Below are 13,710 nucleotides of genomic sequence, written 5' to 3' on the forward strand. Positions count from 1 at the left end.
CTCACCGATCAGCCTATGCCGATGAAGGACAGAACGGCGAGAACGATGACGACGGCTCCAACGAGCCATACGATGCTGTTCATGACTGTCTCCTTTCAGTTCGATGCAGATGAAAGCCAGGCTTCCGATTGGATTCATTCAATAAATTAAGCAAATCCGACGAGATTCAGAACGGCGATGACGATGACGACCGCGCCGACCAACCAAACGATGCTGTTCATGACGTTCTCCTATTGATGTCGTGAAATTGAACGGCGACAGGCGTAAAAGGTTCCGGTGAAACACGTTCGGAACAAAGGTGTCCGGCGTGTGTTGAACAGGCGTCAAGCGGAGCTTTGCTCCGTCAATCGGGTGGGGCGATATGACCGGCAAGACTTTCCAGAACGGCACGACGGGAGAAACCAAACTGCCGCGGGTCGTCATCGTCGGCGCCGGTTTTGGCGGGCTCGCGACGGCCGGCGCGCTCGGCAACAGCGCCATCGATGTGACCGTCATCGACCGGCGCAACCACAATCTTTTCCAGCCGCTCCTTTATCAGGTCGCGACCGCCGCACTGTCTCCCGCCGACATATCGGAACCGATCCGCCGGACGCTCGGACGCTTCAAGAACATCAATGTCATGCTGGCGGAGGTCACCGGCGTGGATGCGGCAGCAAGGACCGTCATCCTCGACAACGGCACGTCCGTCCCTTACGACCGCCTCGTCATCGCCACCGGGTCCGATTACAATTATTTCGGCCATGACGACTGGCGTGCCTGGGCGCCGGGCCTGAAGACCATCCACGAGGCGCGGCTGATCCGCCAGCGCCTGCTGCTGGCGTTCGAGAAGGCCGAGCTTTCCCATGATCCGGAAGAGAAGAAGGCCCTCCTCACCAGTATCATCATCGGCGGCGGCCCGACCGGTGTCGAAATGGCAGGCGCCATCGCGGAGCTCGGCCATTTCATGATCGCCCGCGACTTCCGCAAGCTGGAGCCGGATCACATGCGGGTCATCCTCATCGAGGCCGGCCCGAAAATCCTCGCCGCCTTCCCGGACAACCTCACCCAATACGCCATGAAGGCGCTGGAAAAAGCCGGCGTCGAGGTGATGACCGGTCTATCCGTCGAATCCGTCACCAAGGACGAGGTGATCGCCGGCTCGCAGCGTTTCCGCACCAGCTGCGTCATCTGGGGTGCAGGCGTCAAAGCGGCGCCCTCGGCCAGATGGCTGGGCATCGAAGGCAAGGCAGGCGGCCGCATTCCCGTCGAACCGGACCTCTCCATCACCGGCTTTCCCGATATTTTTGCGATCGGGGATACGGCACTGGGTCTCGCCGAAGACGGCAAGCCGCTGCCGGCCCTCGCCCAGGTCGCCAAGCAGCAGGGCCAATATCTCGGCAAGGCGCTGCGGGCGAACCTGCTCGACGGCAAGCCGGCCGAGCCGTTCCGCTTCCGGAACCGCGGCAATACGGCCGTCATCGGCCGCGATGCGGCGATCTTCGACTTCGGCAAGTGGACGCTGAAGGGCCGCCTCGCTTGGTTTCTCTGGGCGCTCGTCCATGTCTACCTGCTCGTCAATTTCGAAAAGCGCCTGCTCGTCAGCGTGCAATGGATCTGGCGTTACCTGACCCAGCAGCGCGGCGCCCGGCTGATCGACGAAAATGCCGCCACTTCCGTTCCGTCTTCCACGCAAAGGACCGAGACATGAACACTGCCAATCCCCAGCTCGAAGGCCTCTATCTCGCGGTCGCCGCGATCAACCGGCTCCTGGTCGAAAAAGGCGTCGTTTCCCACTCGGAAATCCAGGGCGCCCTGCAGGCGGCCGAACGCACCGTGCTTGCCGACGACAAGCCGCTTGCGGTCTCCACGTCCCATCAGAAGGCGATCGCCTTTCCGATCCGGCTCCTGCTTCTGGCAAACGAAGCCAGCGAACAAGGTACGAAATTCTGTTTCGAGGATCTGGCGCGCGAAGTCGGCCGCCGCACCTGAGACAAAGGCATCTCTCCCGACAGAGACGGCGGCGTGAGCCACGCCGCCGCCGTTTTCGTTGGGAGGGAGCGGAGCTACAGGATTGGCTTGCCGCCGGTGACGGCGATCGTCGCGCCGGAAACGTAGCTGGAGAGCGGATCGGCCAGCATCACATAGGCGGTCGCGAGCTCGACCGGCTGGCCCGGACGTTTCATGGGGACCTGCTTGCCGAAGTTCTTCACCCGGTCCTCCGGCATGGTGGAAGGGATGAGCGGCGTCCAGATCGGCCCCGGCGCAACCGTGTTCGCGCGTATACCTTTTTCGGCGAGAAGCTGCGCCAGCCCCGCCGTGAAATTCTGGATCGCGCCCTTGGTGGTCGCATAGGCGAGCAGCGTCGGGCTCGGACTGTCGGAATTGATCGAGGCGGTATTGATGATGGCGCTGCCCGGCTTCATGTGAGGAACCGCTGCCTTGGTGAGATAGAACATCGCATGGATATTGACCTGGAAGGTCAGTTCCCATTCCTCGTCGCTGATGTCTGCAATGTCGGAAAACGTGGCCTGATGGGCGGCGTTGTTGACGAGTATATCGATGCCGCCGTACTCCCGGACGGCCCGGTCGATGATCGCCCGGCAATGCGCCGCGGTCTTGATGTCGCCCGGCACCAGCACCGCCTTGCGCCCGGCCTCCTCGACGAGTCGCTTGGTATCCTCCGCATCTTCGTCTTCGTCCAGATAGGAGATCAACAGATCGGCGCCCTCGCGCGCATATGCGATCGCCACAGCCCGGCCGATGCCGCTGTCGCCGCCGGTGATCACCGCTTTCTTGCCGGCCAATCGACCGGAGCCGCGGTAGGAGAGCTCGCCGTGATCCGGCACCGGATCCATGCGTCCGGTAAAGCCCGGCATCGGCTGCTGCTGTTCGGGAAACGGCGGAGTGGGATACTGGGCCATGGGATATTCCTTGTTGTCGAACTGGTGAATGATCGCCCCCAACTGACCCCGACTGGGGATGTTCCCGATCAAAAAAGCGAAGGCGTCTCGCAACACGCCTCCCGCACCGTTGGCGGATTCTTCGCCGATTCACGCCCCGGGGGTAATTGCACCGTCGCCGCGCCGCAGGCGTTTCAGCTGGTTGACGATCCGGAGCGAGCTTGCGGCACGGGCCGCCGAGAAATCCGAGCTCTTCGACAGGATCCGCAACATATCCTCCGCCTCGTCTGCGGAAATCGTGCCCCGGGCGGTGAGGCCGTCGATCAGCATGAGCATCGCCCCTTCCACGGCGAGTGCCCTTCGGTGCGCTTCCATTTCAAATTCATCGGCATCGGACATTGCAGGCTCCTTGAATTGTCACCTGTCGAATGGTTTGCGGAGAAGATTGTTCCTCATCATCCGGGCCGGTTTTATCGCAAGTCTCGAAACCCTGCTGGCCGGTCAGCCTCCGTTCTGGCCGTCATCGGGCGATGATGCGCCCTTGTCGACCTTGCCAGGCCCGGCCTTGTAGAAATACTGGCTCGCCACCAGCCAGCCCTTCAGCGGCCGCATCGGCGCGAGACACGTCAGAAGCAGGAAAGGAAGCGAAATCAGCAGATGCACCCAGAATGGCGGCTGGAAACTGGTTTCGATCCACACGGCAAGCGCAATGCTCGGAATGCAGCCGAAACACATGACAAAGAACGCGGGCCCATCGCCCGGATCGGCGAAGGAATAATCGAGGCCGCAAACCTCGCAACTCGGCCGCATCGACAGGAAACCCTTGAACAGATGTCCCTGGCCGCAACGCGGGCAACGGCCGCGCAGGCCGGTACTGGTGGGAGGAAGAGGCGCCCAGTTTGCGTCATGGGACATGGAAATCTGCCTTTCGTGACAGGAGACAAAATTTGTTTTCGGATACTTGTCCGCAGACCTCTATAACAAGCGGTTCACTGACGGGCGGCAATTCGTTTTTGAAGCTCGGCACGAAACTTCTGTCATCGATCTATGGCAGGCAGCTCCGAAACAATAGTCTGTCGTCGATCGAATCGGCGCTTCACCTTAGACGGAATTTCATGAGCTCAGTATTTTCAGGCCTCGGCATCGCCCATCAGGGCCGTTTCACCCGGCTGAAGTGGCATCGCCTGCGCCGCAGCCTGAAGGATCCGCTGTTTTCCGCCGGCGTCATGATGGAGGGTTTTCGTCTTGGAGCATCGACCGAACTCGACCTGCGGGTTCGCGCCGACGGCGGCTTCGTCGTGCTGCACGACGAAGAACTCGAAGGCGAAACCACCGGCCACGGCCTCATCCGGGAAACTTTGCCGGAAGCCATCCGCGGGCTGACGGTTTTGCAGGGCGGCCATCCGCCGATCCTCAGCGAAGATCTCGCGACAATGCTTCGAACAGCTCACCCGGACGCCCTGCTGCAATTCGACGTGAAGGACAACCTCAAGGCGATCGGCGCACGCGGGGTGGATCATCTCGCCGACTATTTCGGCAGTGCCGGCTCCTCGATCATCGTCAGCGCCGCCGATCTCGATCTTGTCGTCGCCATCAAGCAGAGGCTGCCGGGCCTCAAGCGCGGCATCGACCCGACCGGCAAGCTCGTGGAGATCTATCGCGGTCAGGGCCTCAAGGCCGTCGAAGCGGAACTGCGCGACGATATTGCCGGCCCGACCGAGCCGGACACCATCTATCTTGCCTGGCAGCTGGTGCTGCAGGCCGCAAGAGACGGACTCGACCTGATCGGCCTCTGCCACGATGCCGGCAGGCTCGTCGATGCCTGGACCTTCAACCTCAAGAACCCGGACGCCGGTTTCGATGAGGCCGAAGCCCACAGCTTTTCGGCCCTGATGGCGCTGAAGCCGGATCAGATCACCACCGACGAACCGGTCGCCACCGAGCGTGCGTGGGCGGCCGTCGCGGATTGAAGTCCATCAATCGTCGAACCCGAACGGATCGCGATAGACCCGCCGGCTGACCAGCTTGAGGCTGCGGTCCGGCTGGATGATGTAGTTTTCCTCGACCCGCTGGCCGAGTTCGTTGCGGAACTCGTGCGGAACGACGCTGCCGATCGGCGACTTGGTGAGCTTGGTACGCGGCTGGCCTCGATAGGTTATGCTGCCGGGGATCGGCCGGATGCCCGGCCCGATATCGATGGCTCCGGTCGTCCCGCCGCCGTCCGTGCTGCAGCCGGCAAGCGCGATCACGAGACCGGCGATTGCGATGATGTTTCTCATGGGCTGATCCTTCCCGATGTCCCGCTGACGCGGTGGACTCACTGAACTTCGCGGATATGCGGGAAGTTCCATGCCACAAGCCGAGCCGATAAATCCTCTACCCATCGCCAAAATATCCGATACATCTGTCGCCCGCCAGTAACGGAACGAGGAGAATGATTGCCGTGACGAAATCCTTTGGAGCGATGTCGATCGCCGAGCTTTCCGCGCTCATCCAGATCGGCAAGGCCGATCCCGTCGAAGTTACTGAATCGGTGCTGTCGGGCATCAGGGCCTATCCGGACAAGGCCGTGTTCGTCTCGCTTCTTGAGGATCGCGCCCTGGCGGAAGCCCAGGCATCCTCGAAGCGCTTGAAGGAAGGCCGCTCGCTCGGCCTGCTCGATGGCATTCCGATTGCCTGGAAGGACCTCTTCGACATCGAGGGGCTGCCGACCACCGCCGGCTCGAAGGTACTGAAGAAGGCAGCCCCCGCTGCGAAGGACGCAGCGATCGTCGACCTGCTGAAACAGGCCGGCATGGTGGCGGTCGGCCGCACCAACATGAGCGAATTCGCCTTTTCCGGCATCGGCATCAACCCGCATTACGGCACGCCGCACAATCCGCATGGCAAGGATGCGCCGCGCATTCCCGGCGGCTCCTCTTCCGGTTCCGGCGTCGCGGTGGCGGCCGGCCTCGTGCCGGTCGCGATGGGCACCGATACGGGCGGCTCGATCCGCATCCCGGCCGGTTTCAACGGCATCGTCGGTTACAAGGCGACCCGCGGCCGCTACGCGATGAACGGCGTCTATCCGCTGGCGACGAGCCTCGACTCGCTCGGACCGCTCTGCCGCACGGTGCAGGACGCGGTCTGGGTGGACGCCGCGATGCGCGGGCTTGCAGCCCCCCGGACGGCACGCCAACCGACACAACCGCTCGATATCGTCATCCCGACCAACATCGTCCTCGACGGCGCCGAGCCGGGGGTGGTGGCCGCCTTCGAAGCGGCGATCGAGCGGCTTGCAAAGGCCGGAGCCAAGATCACCCGCCTCGCCTTCCCGACCTTCGACGAACTTCCGAAACTGATGGTCAAATACGGTCCGATGGTGACCGCCGAAGCCTTCGCCCTGCATCGGGAGAAACTGGCGGGACCGGATGCCGCGGAAATGGACCACCGGGTAGTGGCACGCACGCGCCTCGGCGAAAAGACCAGCCTGTCCGACTATATCGCCATCGTCGAGGACCGCGCCCGGATGATCGCCGCAACAGAGGCGCTGATCGGCGACCGTTTCGTCGCCATGCCATCGGTCGCCCATGTGGCGCCGCCCATCGCGCCGCTCGAAAAGGACGACGAGCTGTTTTTTGCCACCAACGGCAAGACGTTGCGCAATACCGGCTTCGGTAACTTCCTCGACTGGTGCGGCGTCTCCATTCCCTGCGGCACCGGCGACGCCGACATGCCGGTCGGCTTCCTCCTGTCGGCCAATGCCAATTGCGACGAAACACTGCTGCAGGCCGCGATGGCGTATGAGGAGATCATCCGAGGGTAGCAATGGCGCAGCCGGATCGTCTCCATCGGACATCCGCGTGTCGGCAAGGCCGGCAAACGGCGCGCGGCCCCGCCGCATGCAAGAGTTGCCCCCCTGGGCAGCCAACGAAGGAAGCGTTTCCCCGTAACCGGGATCGCGGCAGTTGCCTTTTGCTCGTTGCAATATCCTCGAGAGCCTAGCCTTTCCGCGGATGCAGCCGGCGGGCGCCATCCCGAGAATGTCACTCCCGGAGGCCGCAGCCATCGTCACGCCTCCAGCCGTTTGCCGTCCCTCCCAAAACCGAAACCCGCCGGACATCGATGGGTTTGTCAGCGGTCCGCACCGCGGAATCATCCTTCCGGAGTTTTCTTGATGTGGCCGGGAGGCAGACACAGGCTTCGGAAGGTGGGCAGACCATTTTTGGACGTATCGGTCATACCTTTGGATAGGGGGACCAGTCCCCATGTCCAATAGTCCCACGGGCCGCCTCCGCGTTAGACTTCGATCATCGACGCCAGGAATGGGGAGAGTTAGGATGCAGTTCCCACAGCCCGCGAAGGCACCGTCTGCCAGCCGTTTGGCAAAGCGCACCGACGTTTCAAGATTTCGGACGTCGGAGATCGACCTCGAAGGACTTGCCGCCGGGCAGGTCCCGCCATGTCTCGACCAATCCGGACCGGATCTCAACCTCCGCCAGATCGCCATCGGCGGCCTTGCCCCGTGGCAAATGCGCAATGTGCAGACCTATGTCGATATGTATCTCCGCTCGACGATCCGCGTCGAGGCCCTGGCCGGTCTCTGCAACGTGAGCTGCGGCCATTTTCAGCGGGCCTTCAAGGCAAGCCTTGGCGAGACGCCGCACAAATACGTCACCCGCAGGCGCATGGAAATGGCCTGCCGGATGATGACCCGCACGGACGAACCCCTCTGCCGGATCGCCCTGGAATGCGGCATGACGGACCAGGCACATCTCACCAACAGCTTCCGCCGTCTTTACGGAATTGCTCCCAATGCATGGCGAAAGCGGATGCTCGAAAAGTCCGGGCATGGCGTTCCGGATGCAGCCGTCGCCCCGCTCAACTGACAAGACGAAGCTGCGCAATACGGATGGGATTGAATGGTAGCGGGAGACCGTAGCAAACAGTACAGCCCCATATGGCGCTATCAGGCAGCAGCCGCCTGCATCGTACAACGATCACGTCGCTCCGCATAAAAGAAAAGCCCCGGCCAGCAACGAACCGGGGCTTTCGATGTCGGAGCCGCTAAGCTCACAGAGGAATAGTGAGAAGATAGCACGGCTCCCAAATGATGCAATCAATTTCATTTCGGGAACGAAACAATGAAGGCCGAGACCAGCAAGAAGGCCGTCTTTAGGTCCACCGAGGAAGTGCTGTCTGAGATAGTGCGCCCCGCAAAGGCGATCCTATTTCTAAGCAGGCTGCTTAGGTGGTGGCCTAGCGCCAAGAGGCAGGAGGCGGGGAAGTTCTGGATTTACAAATCCCGGCTGGAATGGACCCGAGAGATCGGCGCAGAGCTGAAAACGTTCGAGCGGTACGTCACTCTGCTTCGGAAAGAGGGCTGGATTGAAACCGCTGCGTTCGAGCGCTTCATAAAGGATGGCCATCGGTACGGTGCCAAAATCCAGCACGTTCGCCCGACCGATAAGCTCATCAAATTTGTTGAAGAAGGCACGGGGCGAACGTTCGAACGGCCAAAGAATTACGGCCTCAAATCGACGGTAACCGCCCCTCAGAACTTAGGGGCACCCCCCCTCAAAAATGAGGGGCACCCCCCCTCAAAAATGGGGGACCATAAGAAAGAGAATTCTTCTCTTTCTAAAGATGAACATAAAAATAAACATAAAGGCGCGGGCCTAAAGACCCTTGCCCATTCTCCCGTTAATTCCAAGAAAGATTTCGGGAAGAAAGTAGGTAACCCTTCGGGTCACCCCGAAGATGCCTCCTCACCCCCAAAGCCCCTAGGTGCCGCAGCGCCAACGCCGTTCAAAATGCGCCATGGCTATCTGATCGTAAACAAGAACACCGACGACATCGCGGACCCTCTGGCATTGCTTTGACCATTCGATATTATTCGACAACCTCAATGGGATGTTCTCTGTGATCCGATCAATTGCGAAGTTCACGCTGATTTTTTCTGTGTCTGTTTCGACCGCCGCGAATGCTAATTACCTCCAGAATTATTCGGCTTGGAAAGAAATCCCACCTATCGAGCAAGCAGCCTATCTCGCCGGTGTTATGGACGGGTGGAGCCGGACCTCAACTCCCGGCGAGCCACCTTGGATGGCCCCGCAGAGAACAGGGATCAACAAGTGCGTGCGTGAGCAAAAGGTTGACGGCAAGATGCTCGTAGAACTCGTCAACGAACACTACCGAACGACGACCGCTGACTGGAGAGTGCCCCCGGCTTCGATTTTGAAGCACACCATTATGGGGCTTTGCTTGGAGGACGTTAACAGCGAGCGCGAGAAAGCCGGTTACCGACCATGGGACCGCAAGCCTGCTCAAATCTCCCCGTGACCACGCCTATCGGCCCGCTTTCCGCCAACCGGCCTCACGAGCATCGTCTTCTGTGCAGAACCAGCGTTCGCCATAGTCGCGTCGGATGTTGGTGGAAACGTAATCCCATTGGCCGGGGACGTGGTAGATGCGCTCCCTTGACACAATCGAGACATTTCCCTTGATGTTACAGGCGGGGTCCCACAGTTCGCGGGGAACGAGGGTATACCCGCCCGTCGCCAGAAACACGACGGCAGATGACGCGACGACGATAACGGCGAAGTTGCTCATAGCGGCAGTCTAACGTCGCTGAGTTTAATCGGCAGTTCATATGACGCTTAAAGTTGTATCAGATCACCGAAACGCATTCTGGGACCAAATCCGGCCACGTTGACCGACATGCCCCAATAGGCTAATTTCGCCCTGCCTCAATAACCGCTCCTCCATGGCGGGACGCGCCTAGCGCAATTCGAGCCGTAGAACATCGGCAGGCACCACAGCAACTTGCTCTCGGTGTCGTGTCGGATGTGGCCTTTCAGGAAAGAAACAGCAGTTCAATCCGTGCAGGAACAGCGTTCGCTCGCTGACCCTGAACCATGGTTGCTGGAACTATTCGGGGCAGCACCGGCCACCTCTGGAGTTGCGGTTACTCCTCTTGCCGCACTCTCAGTCCCTGCCGTCCGTACCGCAATCGAGTTGATCGCCGGGGTACTCGGCACGCTTCCCTGCAAGGCGTATCAGCCAGCGGATAACGGCGGCAGGGAACCAGCTCCCGACCATCCCGTCCATCCCCTTGTCCATCGCGATGCCAACGACTGGACGAGCGCCGGGGCGCTTCGGTCTCAGCTCACCATCGATGCGCTATTGCAGGGTGGCGGGTTTGCCTATGCCAATCGCGGCACCGACAAACGCGTGGTCGAATTCATCCGCCTGACCCCCACAGCCGTGACTGTCGAAATCGATGAGCGCACAGGGGAGCCTGTTTATCGTTATCGCGAGAACACCACGGAAAAACTCTACAGCTTCCGTGACGTTCTGCATGTTCGTCCGCTCGCCTCTCTGAACGGCATCACCGGCCAAGCACCGGTCAAGACTGCCCGCGAAGCCATCGCCCTTTGCATCGCTGCCGAACAGTACATGGCCAAGCTGATGGCCTCCGGTGGCCGCCCTAGCGGCATCCTGTCCTTCCCTCAGAAGCTTGGTGCCGAAGTCGCCAAACGCATTAAGGCCTCATGGCAGGCCGCAACATCCGGCGCAGCCAGCGGGGGCACGGCTGTCCTCGAAGAAGGGGGCACCTTCACCCCACTGGCATTCACGTCCGTAGACGCACAGTTCGCAGAGATGCGGGCTTTCCAGATTGTCGAGATCGCACGCGCCTTCAACGTGCCCCCGACATTCTTGGCCGACTTCTCCCGGGCCACATGGTCCAACATTACCGAGGCCAACCGCCAGCTTGTCACGTTTTCGCTGATGCCATGGATACGCGGTTGGGAAGCTGCCTATCGCCGGGTTCTGCTGACCGAGGAAGACCGCGCCGCGCAGATCAGCATTGAGTTCGTCGTGGACGGCCTTTTGCAGGGCAATGCCAGCGAGCGAGCCACCGCGATCAGCCATTTCCGTTCGGCAGGCGTCATGACCGCCAACGAAGCCCGCCGCCTCGAAAACCTCCCCGCCATGCCGGACGGGGACAGGCTCGAAAATCCTTTCACGACCAGCGGCAAGTCTGCGTCACCCAAAACCGAGGAGACGAAGGCCGATGCCTGAACATCGCCAATTCTTCGGTGACGGCGAGAAGGCGTTCACTTTGACGCCCGACCTCGTGTTGGAGCTGGAACGCAAGACAGGTGCCGGGATCGGTGGCCTGTCCCGCCGCTTCTTCGCTGGGGACTTCCGGTTCAACGAACTCACCGAAGTTATCCGCCTTGGCCTGATCGGCGGCGGCATTGACCCAGAGGAAGCCGACGCACTCGTGGCGGCATACGTCCCGCGAATGGCGGTCACCGAGCTGTACGCCGTCGCTCTCCCCGTTCTTGAGGCCCTGATGTTCCCAAAGGTGACGACCGATGACGCATGAGCTTGTGAAATCAATTTCACTCGACACCCGCGAAGCAAGGACGGGTGACACTTTCGACTTCGAAACTCGATTTACGTCTGCGAGCGATACTGGCGAGATCGAAGGCGTAGCCGTTCGGTTCAATACCGTGGACACCTACCGCACCGAGTTCGCCCCTGATGCCTTCCATGGACTGGAGGGTCGTTCCGTCCCGATGCTTTGGGCGCATGACCCTTCGAATGTCATCGGCTCGTGGTCATCCTTTCAGGTTCGCGCCGATGGCCTGACCGCCAAGGGCAAGCTCAACCTTGCCGTCGCCAAGGCTCTTGAGGTGCGTTCGCTATTGCAGGCGGGCGACATCAAGGGCCTGTCCATCGGCTTCCGCACCGTCAAGGACGAACGCCGGTCCAACGGCATCCGCCGCATCATGCAGGCACTCTTGCACGAGATCAGCATCGTGGCCTTCCCCAGCGTTCCCGGCAGCGGGATCACATCCGTTCGCGCCAGCACCCCGGACCTATCCACCTTCACCCGCGCGGTGTCGCGCACCATCGAAACGCTTCGAAAGGATTGAAGATGACGAAGCATATGAAAATCGAGACCCGCAGCGCGGCACCCCTCGAAACACGGGAAGACGATCCTCTTGCCGCCGCCACCGCAGCAGTCGAGGAAATGCGGGCTGCCGCCGAAGAACGGCATACGGCCCACCAAACCGAAGTTCGCACGCTGACCGAACGCCTCGCTGCGATGGAAACGCGCCTCAATCGTCCCGGCACCCAGCAGCAGGAACAGACCGACGAGGCCGCCGCCACTGAACGCCGCGCCTTCCTCAATTACTTGCGCCGGGGCAACCAGACCAGCGAAGCCGAACTCCGGGCGCTGACCGTCGCCAACGACCAGCAGGCCGGATACCTGGCACCCGCTGAAGTGTCGTCGGAGATGATCCGCGAGATCACCGAGTTCTCGCCTATTCGCCAGTACGCGACGGTTCGCCAGACCACAGCACCATCGGTGAAGTATCCGAAGCGGACCGGCATCACCAACGCCAAATGGGAAGGCGAGATCGAGGAAGCCGAGGAAAGCACGGTCACCTTTGGTCAGACGGAAATCGTGGCCAAGCGCCTGACCACCTACGTCGATATCTCGAACTCGCTCCTCATGGGCAGCGACGGCACCGCCGAAGCGGAAGTTCGTCTCGCCTTCGCGGAAGACTTCGGCAAGAAGGAAAGCACCGCGTTCGTGCTGGGTGACGGCTTCAAGCAGCCGGAAGGCATCCTCACCTCCGCTGCCGTCCCGTATTTCGCCAACGGCCATGCCACAAACCTGTCCGCTGATGCGCTCATCGGTCTGATGTACTCGCTCCCGGCACAGTACCGGAACCGGGGCGTCTGGCTGCTGAACGGCACGTCGCTGGCGACGATCCGCAAGCTCAAAGATGGGCAGGGCAATTTCCTCTGGCAGCCAGCATTTCAGGCAGGCCAGCCGGAAACCCTGCTTGGCCGTCCGGTAGCCGAGGCCATCGACATGCCCGACGTGGCCGCCAACGCATTTCCCGTGGCCTTTGGCGATATTTCAACCGCTTATCGCATTGTGGACCGTCAGGCACTCGGCGTCCTGTCCGACCCGTACACACAGGCCACCCGCGCCATCACCCGCATGCACGGCACGCGCTGGGTTGGCGGTGGCGTCGTGCAGCCCGCTGCCATCAAGAAGCTCAAGATGGCAACGTCCTAAGCGCCGACCTCACCCGAAACGAAACAGGAGAATAATCTCATGCGCGACATCATCTCCCATATCGGGCTGGTCAACGTCATCACGCCCGCCATCCTCGCCACCGACAATACGCCCGCAACGATTGACCTCGCTGGCTTCGACAGCGCCATGCTGGCCATCCACGTGGGCACAGGTGGCATCACCTTCAACGGCACGAACAAGGTCGAATTCAAGCTGACCCACAGCGACGATGACACGACCTATGACGCCGTGACCGGCGCCGACGTGCAGGGCGTGGATACGGTGGACACGGGCGGCATCGTCTATGCCCTTAAGGCCGCTCATGCCGATCCGACGATTACGAAGGTCGGATACATCGGCAACCGCCGTTACCTCAAGCTGCTGGCTGACTTCAGCGGCACCCACGGCACCGGCACCCCGATTGCCGTCATCCTTATCAAGGGCAATGCCCGTCACGAACCGGTGGCCTGACATGAGCCAAGCACCGGAAGGGATGGCCCGGACAAATGTGGATGGCGGGTATCAGCACTGGCTTATCGAGCCGAGTGATACCGACGACCTGCCGACAGCCGCCCGTGCCATCTGGTGCCAATCCGCCGGCACCATCGTCGTCCGTGACGAGACAGGCAATGACCTTCCGTATGGCTTAGCCACTGGTCAGATACTGCCGTTCTACGTCGTCCGCGTCCTCGCTACGGGCACCACCGGCACCTTCTACGGATGGACTTGAACAGCCAGCGGGCG

Annotated in this window: 18 protein-coding genes; 13 read left to right on the forward strand and 5 right to left on the reverse strand. The window is 61.2% G+C overall.

Annotation, left to right across the window (positions count from 1 at the left end):
* The first annotated feature begins 361 nt into the window (after positions 1–361).
* Positions 362–1,687 (forward strand): NAD(P)/FAD-dependent oxidoreductase, encoded by a 1,326-nt coding sequence (locus tag ACSQ8R_RS13650; RefSeq protein WP_436253865.1) that lies wholly within the window; start codon positions 362–364, stop codon positions 1,685–1,687.
* On the forward strand, positions 1,684–1,968 hold the full coding sequence (locus ACSQ8R_RS13655) for a hypothetical protein (protein WP_345924447.1): 285 nt from the start codon (positions 1,684–1,686) through the stop codon (positions 1,966–1,968). The genes ACSQ8R_RS13650 and ACSQ8R_RS13655 overlap by 4 nt, the downstream gene beginning before the upstream one ends.
* Positions 1,969–2,042: 74 nt before the next feature.
* Here ACSQ8R_RS13655 and ACSQ8R_RS13660 read toward each other — a convergent pair whose 3' ends face one another.
* From ACSQ8R_RS13660 to ACSQ8R_RS13670, 3 genes are all read right to left on the reverse strand, one after another.
* Positions 2,043–2,900: an SDR family oxidoreductase gene (locus ACSQ8R_RS13660; protein WP_436253866.1), complete on the reverse strand. Its 858-nt coding sequence runs from the start codon at positions 2,898–2,900 to the stop codon at positions 2,043–2,045.
* Between the two features lie 129 nt (positions 2,901–3,029).
* Positions 3,030–3,278, reverse strand: coding sequence for a hypothetical protein (locus tag ACSQ8R_RS13665; RefSeq protein WP_436253867.1), 249 nt, complete (start codon positions 3,276–3,278; stop codon positions 3,030–3,032).
* A gap of 102 nt (positions 3,279–3,380) precedes the next feature.
* Positions 3,381–3,794 (reverse strand): DUF983 domain-containing protein, encoded by a 414-nt coding sequence (locus ACSQ8R_RS13670; protein WP_436253868.1) that lies wholly within the window; start codon positions 3,792–3,794, stop codon positions 3,381–3,383.
* A 200-nt stretch (positions 3,795–3,994) separates the two neighbouring features.
* On the opposite strand from ACSQ8R_RS13670, the gene ACSQ8R_RS13675 reads away from it, so the two are divergent.
* Complete coding sequence (locus tag ACSQ8R_RS13675) at positions 3,995–4,849, forward strand: glycerophosphodiester phosphodiesterase (RefSeq protein ID WP_436253869.1); 855 nt, start codon at positions 3,995–3,997, stop codon at positions 4,847–4,849.
* Between the two features lie 6 nt (positions 4,850–4,855).
* Here the strand turns inward: ACSQ8R_RS13675 and ACSQ8R_RS13680 are convergent, their stop codons facing one another.
* Positions 4,856–5,158 carry a hypothetical protein gene (locus tag ACSQ8R_RS13680; protein WP_436253870.1) on the reverse strand — a complete coding sequence of 101 codons (303 nt, stop codon included), beginning with the start codon at positions 5,156–5,158 and terminating at the stop codon, positions 4,856–4,858.
* A gap of 164 nt (positions 5,159–5,322) precedes the next feature.
* Here ACSQ8R_RS13680 and ACSQ8R_RS13685 point away from each other — a divergent pair, with 164 nt between their 5' ends.
* The 4 genes from ACSQ8R_RS13685 to ACSQ8R_RS13700 all read left to right on the forward strand — a co-directional run bounded on the left by ACSQ8R_RS13685 (position 5,323) and on the right by ACSQ8R_RS13700 (position 9,200).
* The gene (locus ACSQ8R_RS13685) at positions 5,323–6,684 is read left to right on the forward strand and encodes an amidase (RefSeq protein ID WP_436253871.1); all 1,362 of its coding nucleotides are present in this window, start codon (positions 5,323–5,325) and stop codon (positions 6,682–6,684) included.
* A gap of 514 nt (positions 6,685–7,198) precedes the next feature.
* A complete protein-coding gene (locus tag ACSQ8R_RS13690; RefSeq protein ID WP_436253872.1) occupies positions 7,199–7,747 on the forward strand; it encodes a helix-turn-helix domain-containing protein in 549 nt (182 codons plus the stop codon).
* Positions 7,748–8,002: 255 nt separating this feature from the next.
* Entirely contained in the window at positions 8,003–8,740 is a 738-nt protein-coding gene (locus ACSQ8R_RS13695) for a hypothetical protein (protein WP_436253873.1), read from the forward strand.
* 40 nt (positions 8,741–8,780) lie between these two features.
* Positions 8,781–9,200, forward strand: coding sequence for a hypothetical protein (locus ACSQ8R_RS13700; protein WP_436253874.1), 420 nt, complete (start codon positions 8,781–8,783; stop codon positions 9,198–9,200).
* Positions 9,201–9,206: 6 nt separating this feature from the next.
* On the opposite strand, the gene ACSQ8R_RS13705 is transcribed toward ACSQ8R_RS13700, so the two are convergent.
* Positions 9,207–9,470 carry a sunset domain-containing protein gene (locus ACSQ8R_RS13705; RefSeq protein WP_436253875.1) on the reverse strand — a complete coding sequence of 88 codons (264 nt, stop codon included), beginning with the start codon at positions 9,468–9,470 and terminating at the stop codon, positions 9,207–9,209.
* 309 nt (positions 9,471–9,779) lie between these two features.
* On the opposite strand from ACSQ8R_RS13705, the gene ACSQ8R_RS13710 reads away from it, so the two are divergent.
* From ACSQ8R_RS13710 to ACSQ8R_RS13735, 6 genes are read left to right on the forward strand one after another with little or no spacing between them, the layout of a single operon-like run.
* On the forward strand, positions 9,780–10,943 hold the full coding sequence (locus ACSQ8R_RS13710) for a phage portal protein (RefSeq protein WP_436253876.1): 1,164 nt from the start codon (positions 9,780–9,782) through the stop codon (positions 10,941–10,943).
* On the forward strand, positions 10,936–11,253 hold the full coding sequence (locus ACSQ8R_RS13715) for a gene transfer agent family protein (RefSeq protein WP_436253877.1): 318 nt from the start codon (positions 10,936–10,938) through the stop codon (positions 11,251–11,253). The genes ACSQ8R_RS13710 and ACSQ8R_RS13715 overlap by 8 nt, the downstream gene beginning before the upstream one ends.
* On the forward strand, positions 11,243–11,806 hold the full coding sequence (locus ACSQ8R_RS13720; protein ID WP_436253878.1) for an HK97 family phage prohead protease: 564 nt from the start codon (positions 11,243–11,245) through the stop codon (positions 11,804–11,806). The genes ACSQ8R_RS13715 and ACSQ8R_RS13720 overlap by 11 nt, the downstream gene beginning before the upstream one ends.
* A 2-nt stretch (positions 11,807–11,808) precedes the next feature.
* Entirely contained in the window at positions 11,809–12,966 is a 1,158-nt protein-coding gene (locus ACSQ8R_RS13725; RefSeq protein WP_436253879.1) for a phage major capsid protein, read from the forward strand.
* 39 nt (positions 12,967–13,005) lie between these two features.
* Positions 13,006–13,437, forward strand: a complete 432-nt coding sequence (locus tag ACSQ8R_RS13730) for a hypothetical protein (protein ID WP_436253880.1) — start codon at positions 13,006–13,008, stop codon at positions 13,435–13,437.
* A 1-nt stretch (position 13,438) separates the two neighbouring features.
* Entirely contained in the window at positions 13,439–13,696 is a 258-nt protein-coding gene (locus ACSQ8R_RS13735) for a spike base protein, RCAP_Rcc01079 family (protein ID WP_436253881.1), read from the forward strand.
* The last annotated feature ends 14 nt before the right edge of the window (positions 13,697–13,710 follow it).

It is taken from the genome of Neorhizobium sp. LjRoot104 (assembly GCF_964253725.1).
In the GTDB taxonomy this organism is placed as follows: domain Bacteria; phylum Pseudomonadota; class Alphaproteobacteria; order Rhizobiales; family Rhizobiaceae; genus Neorhizobium.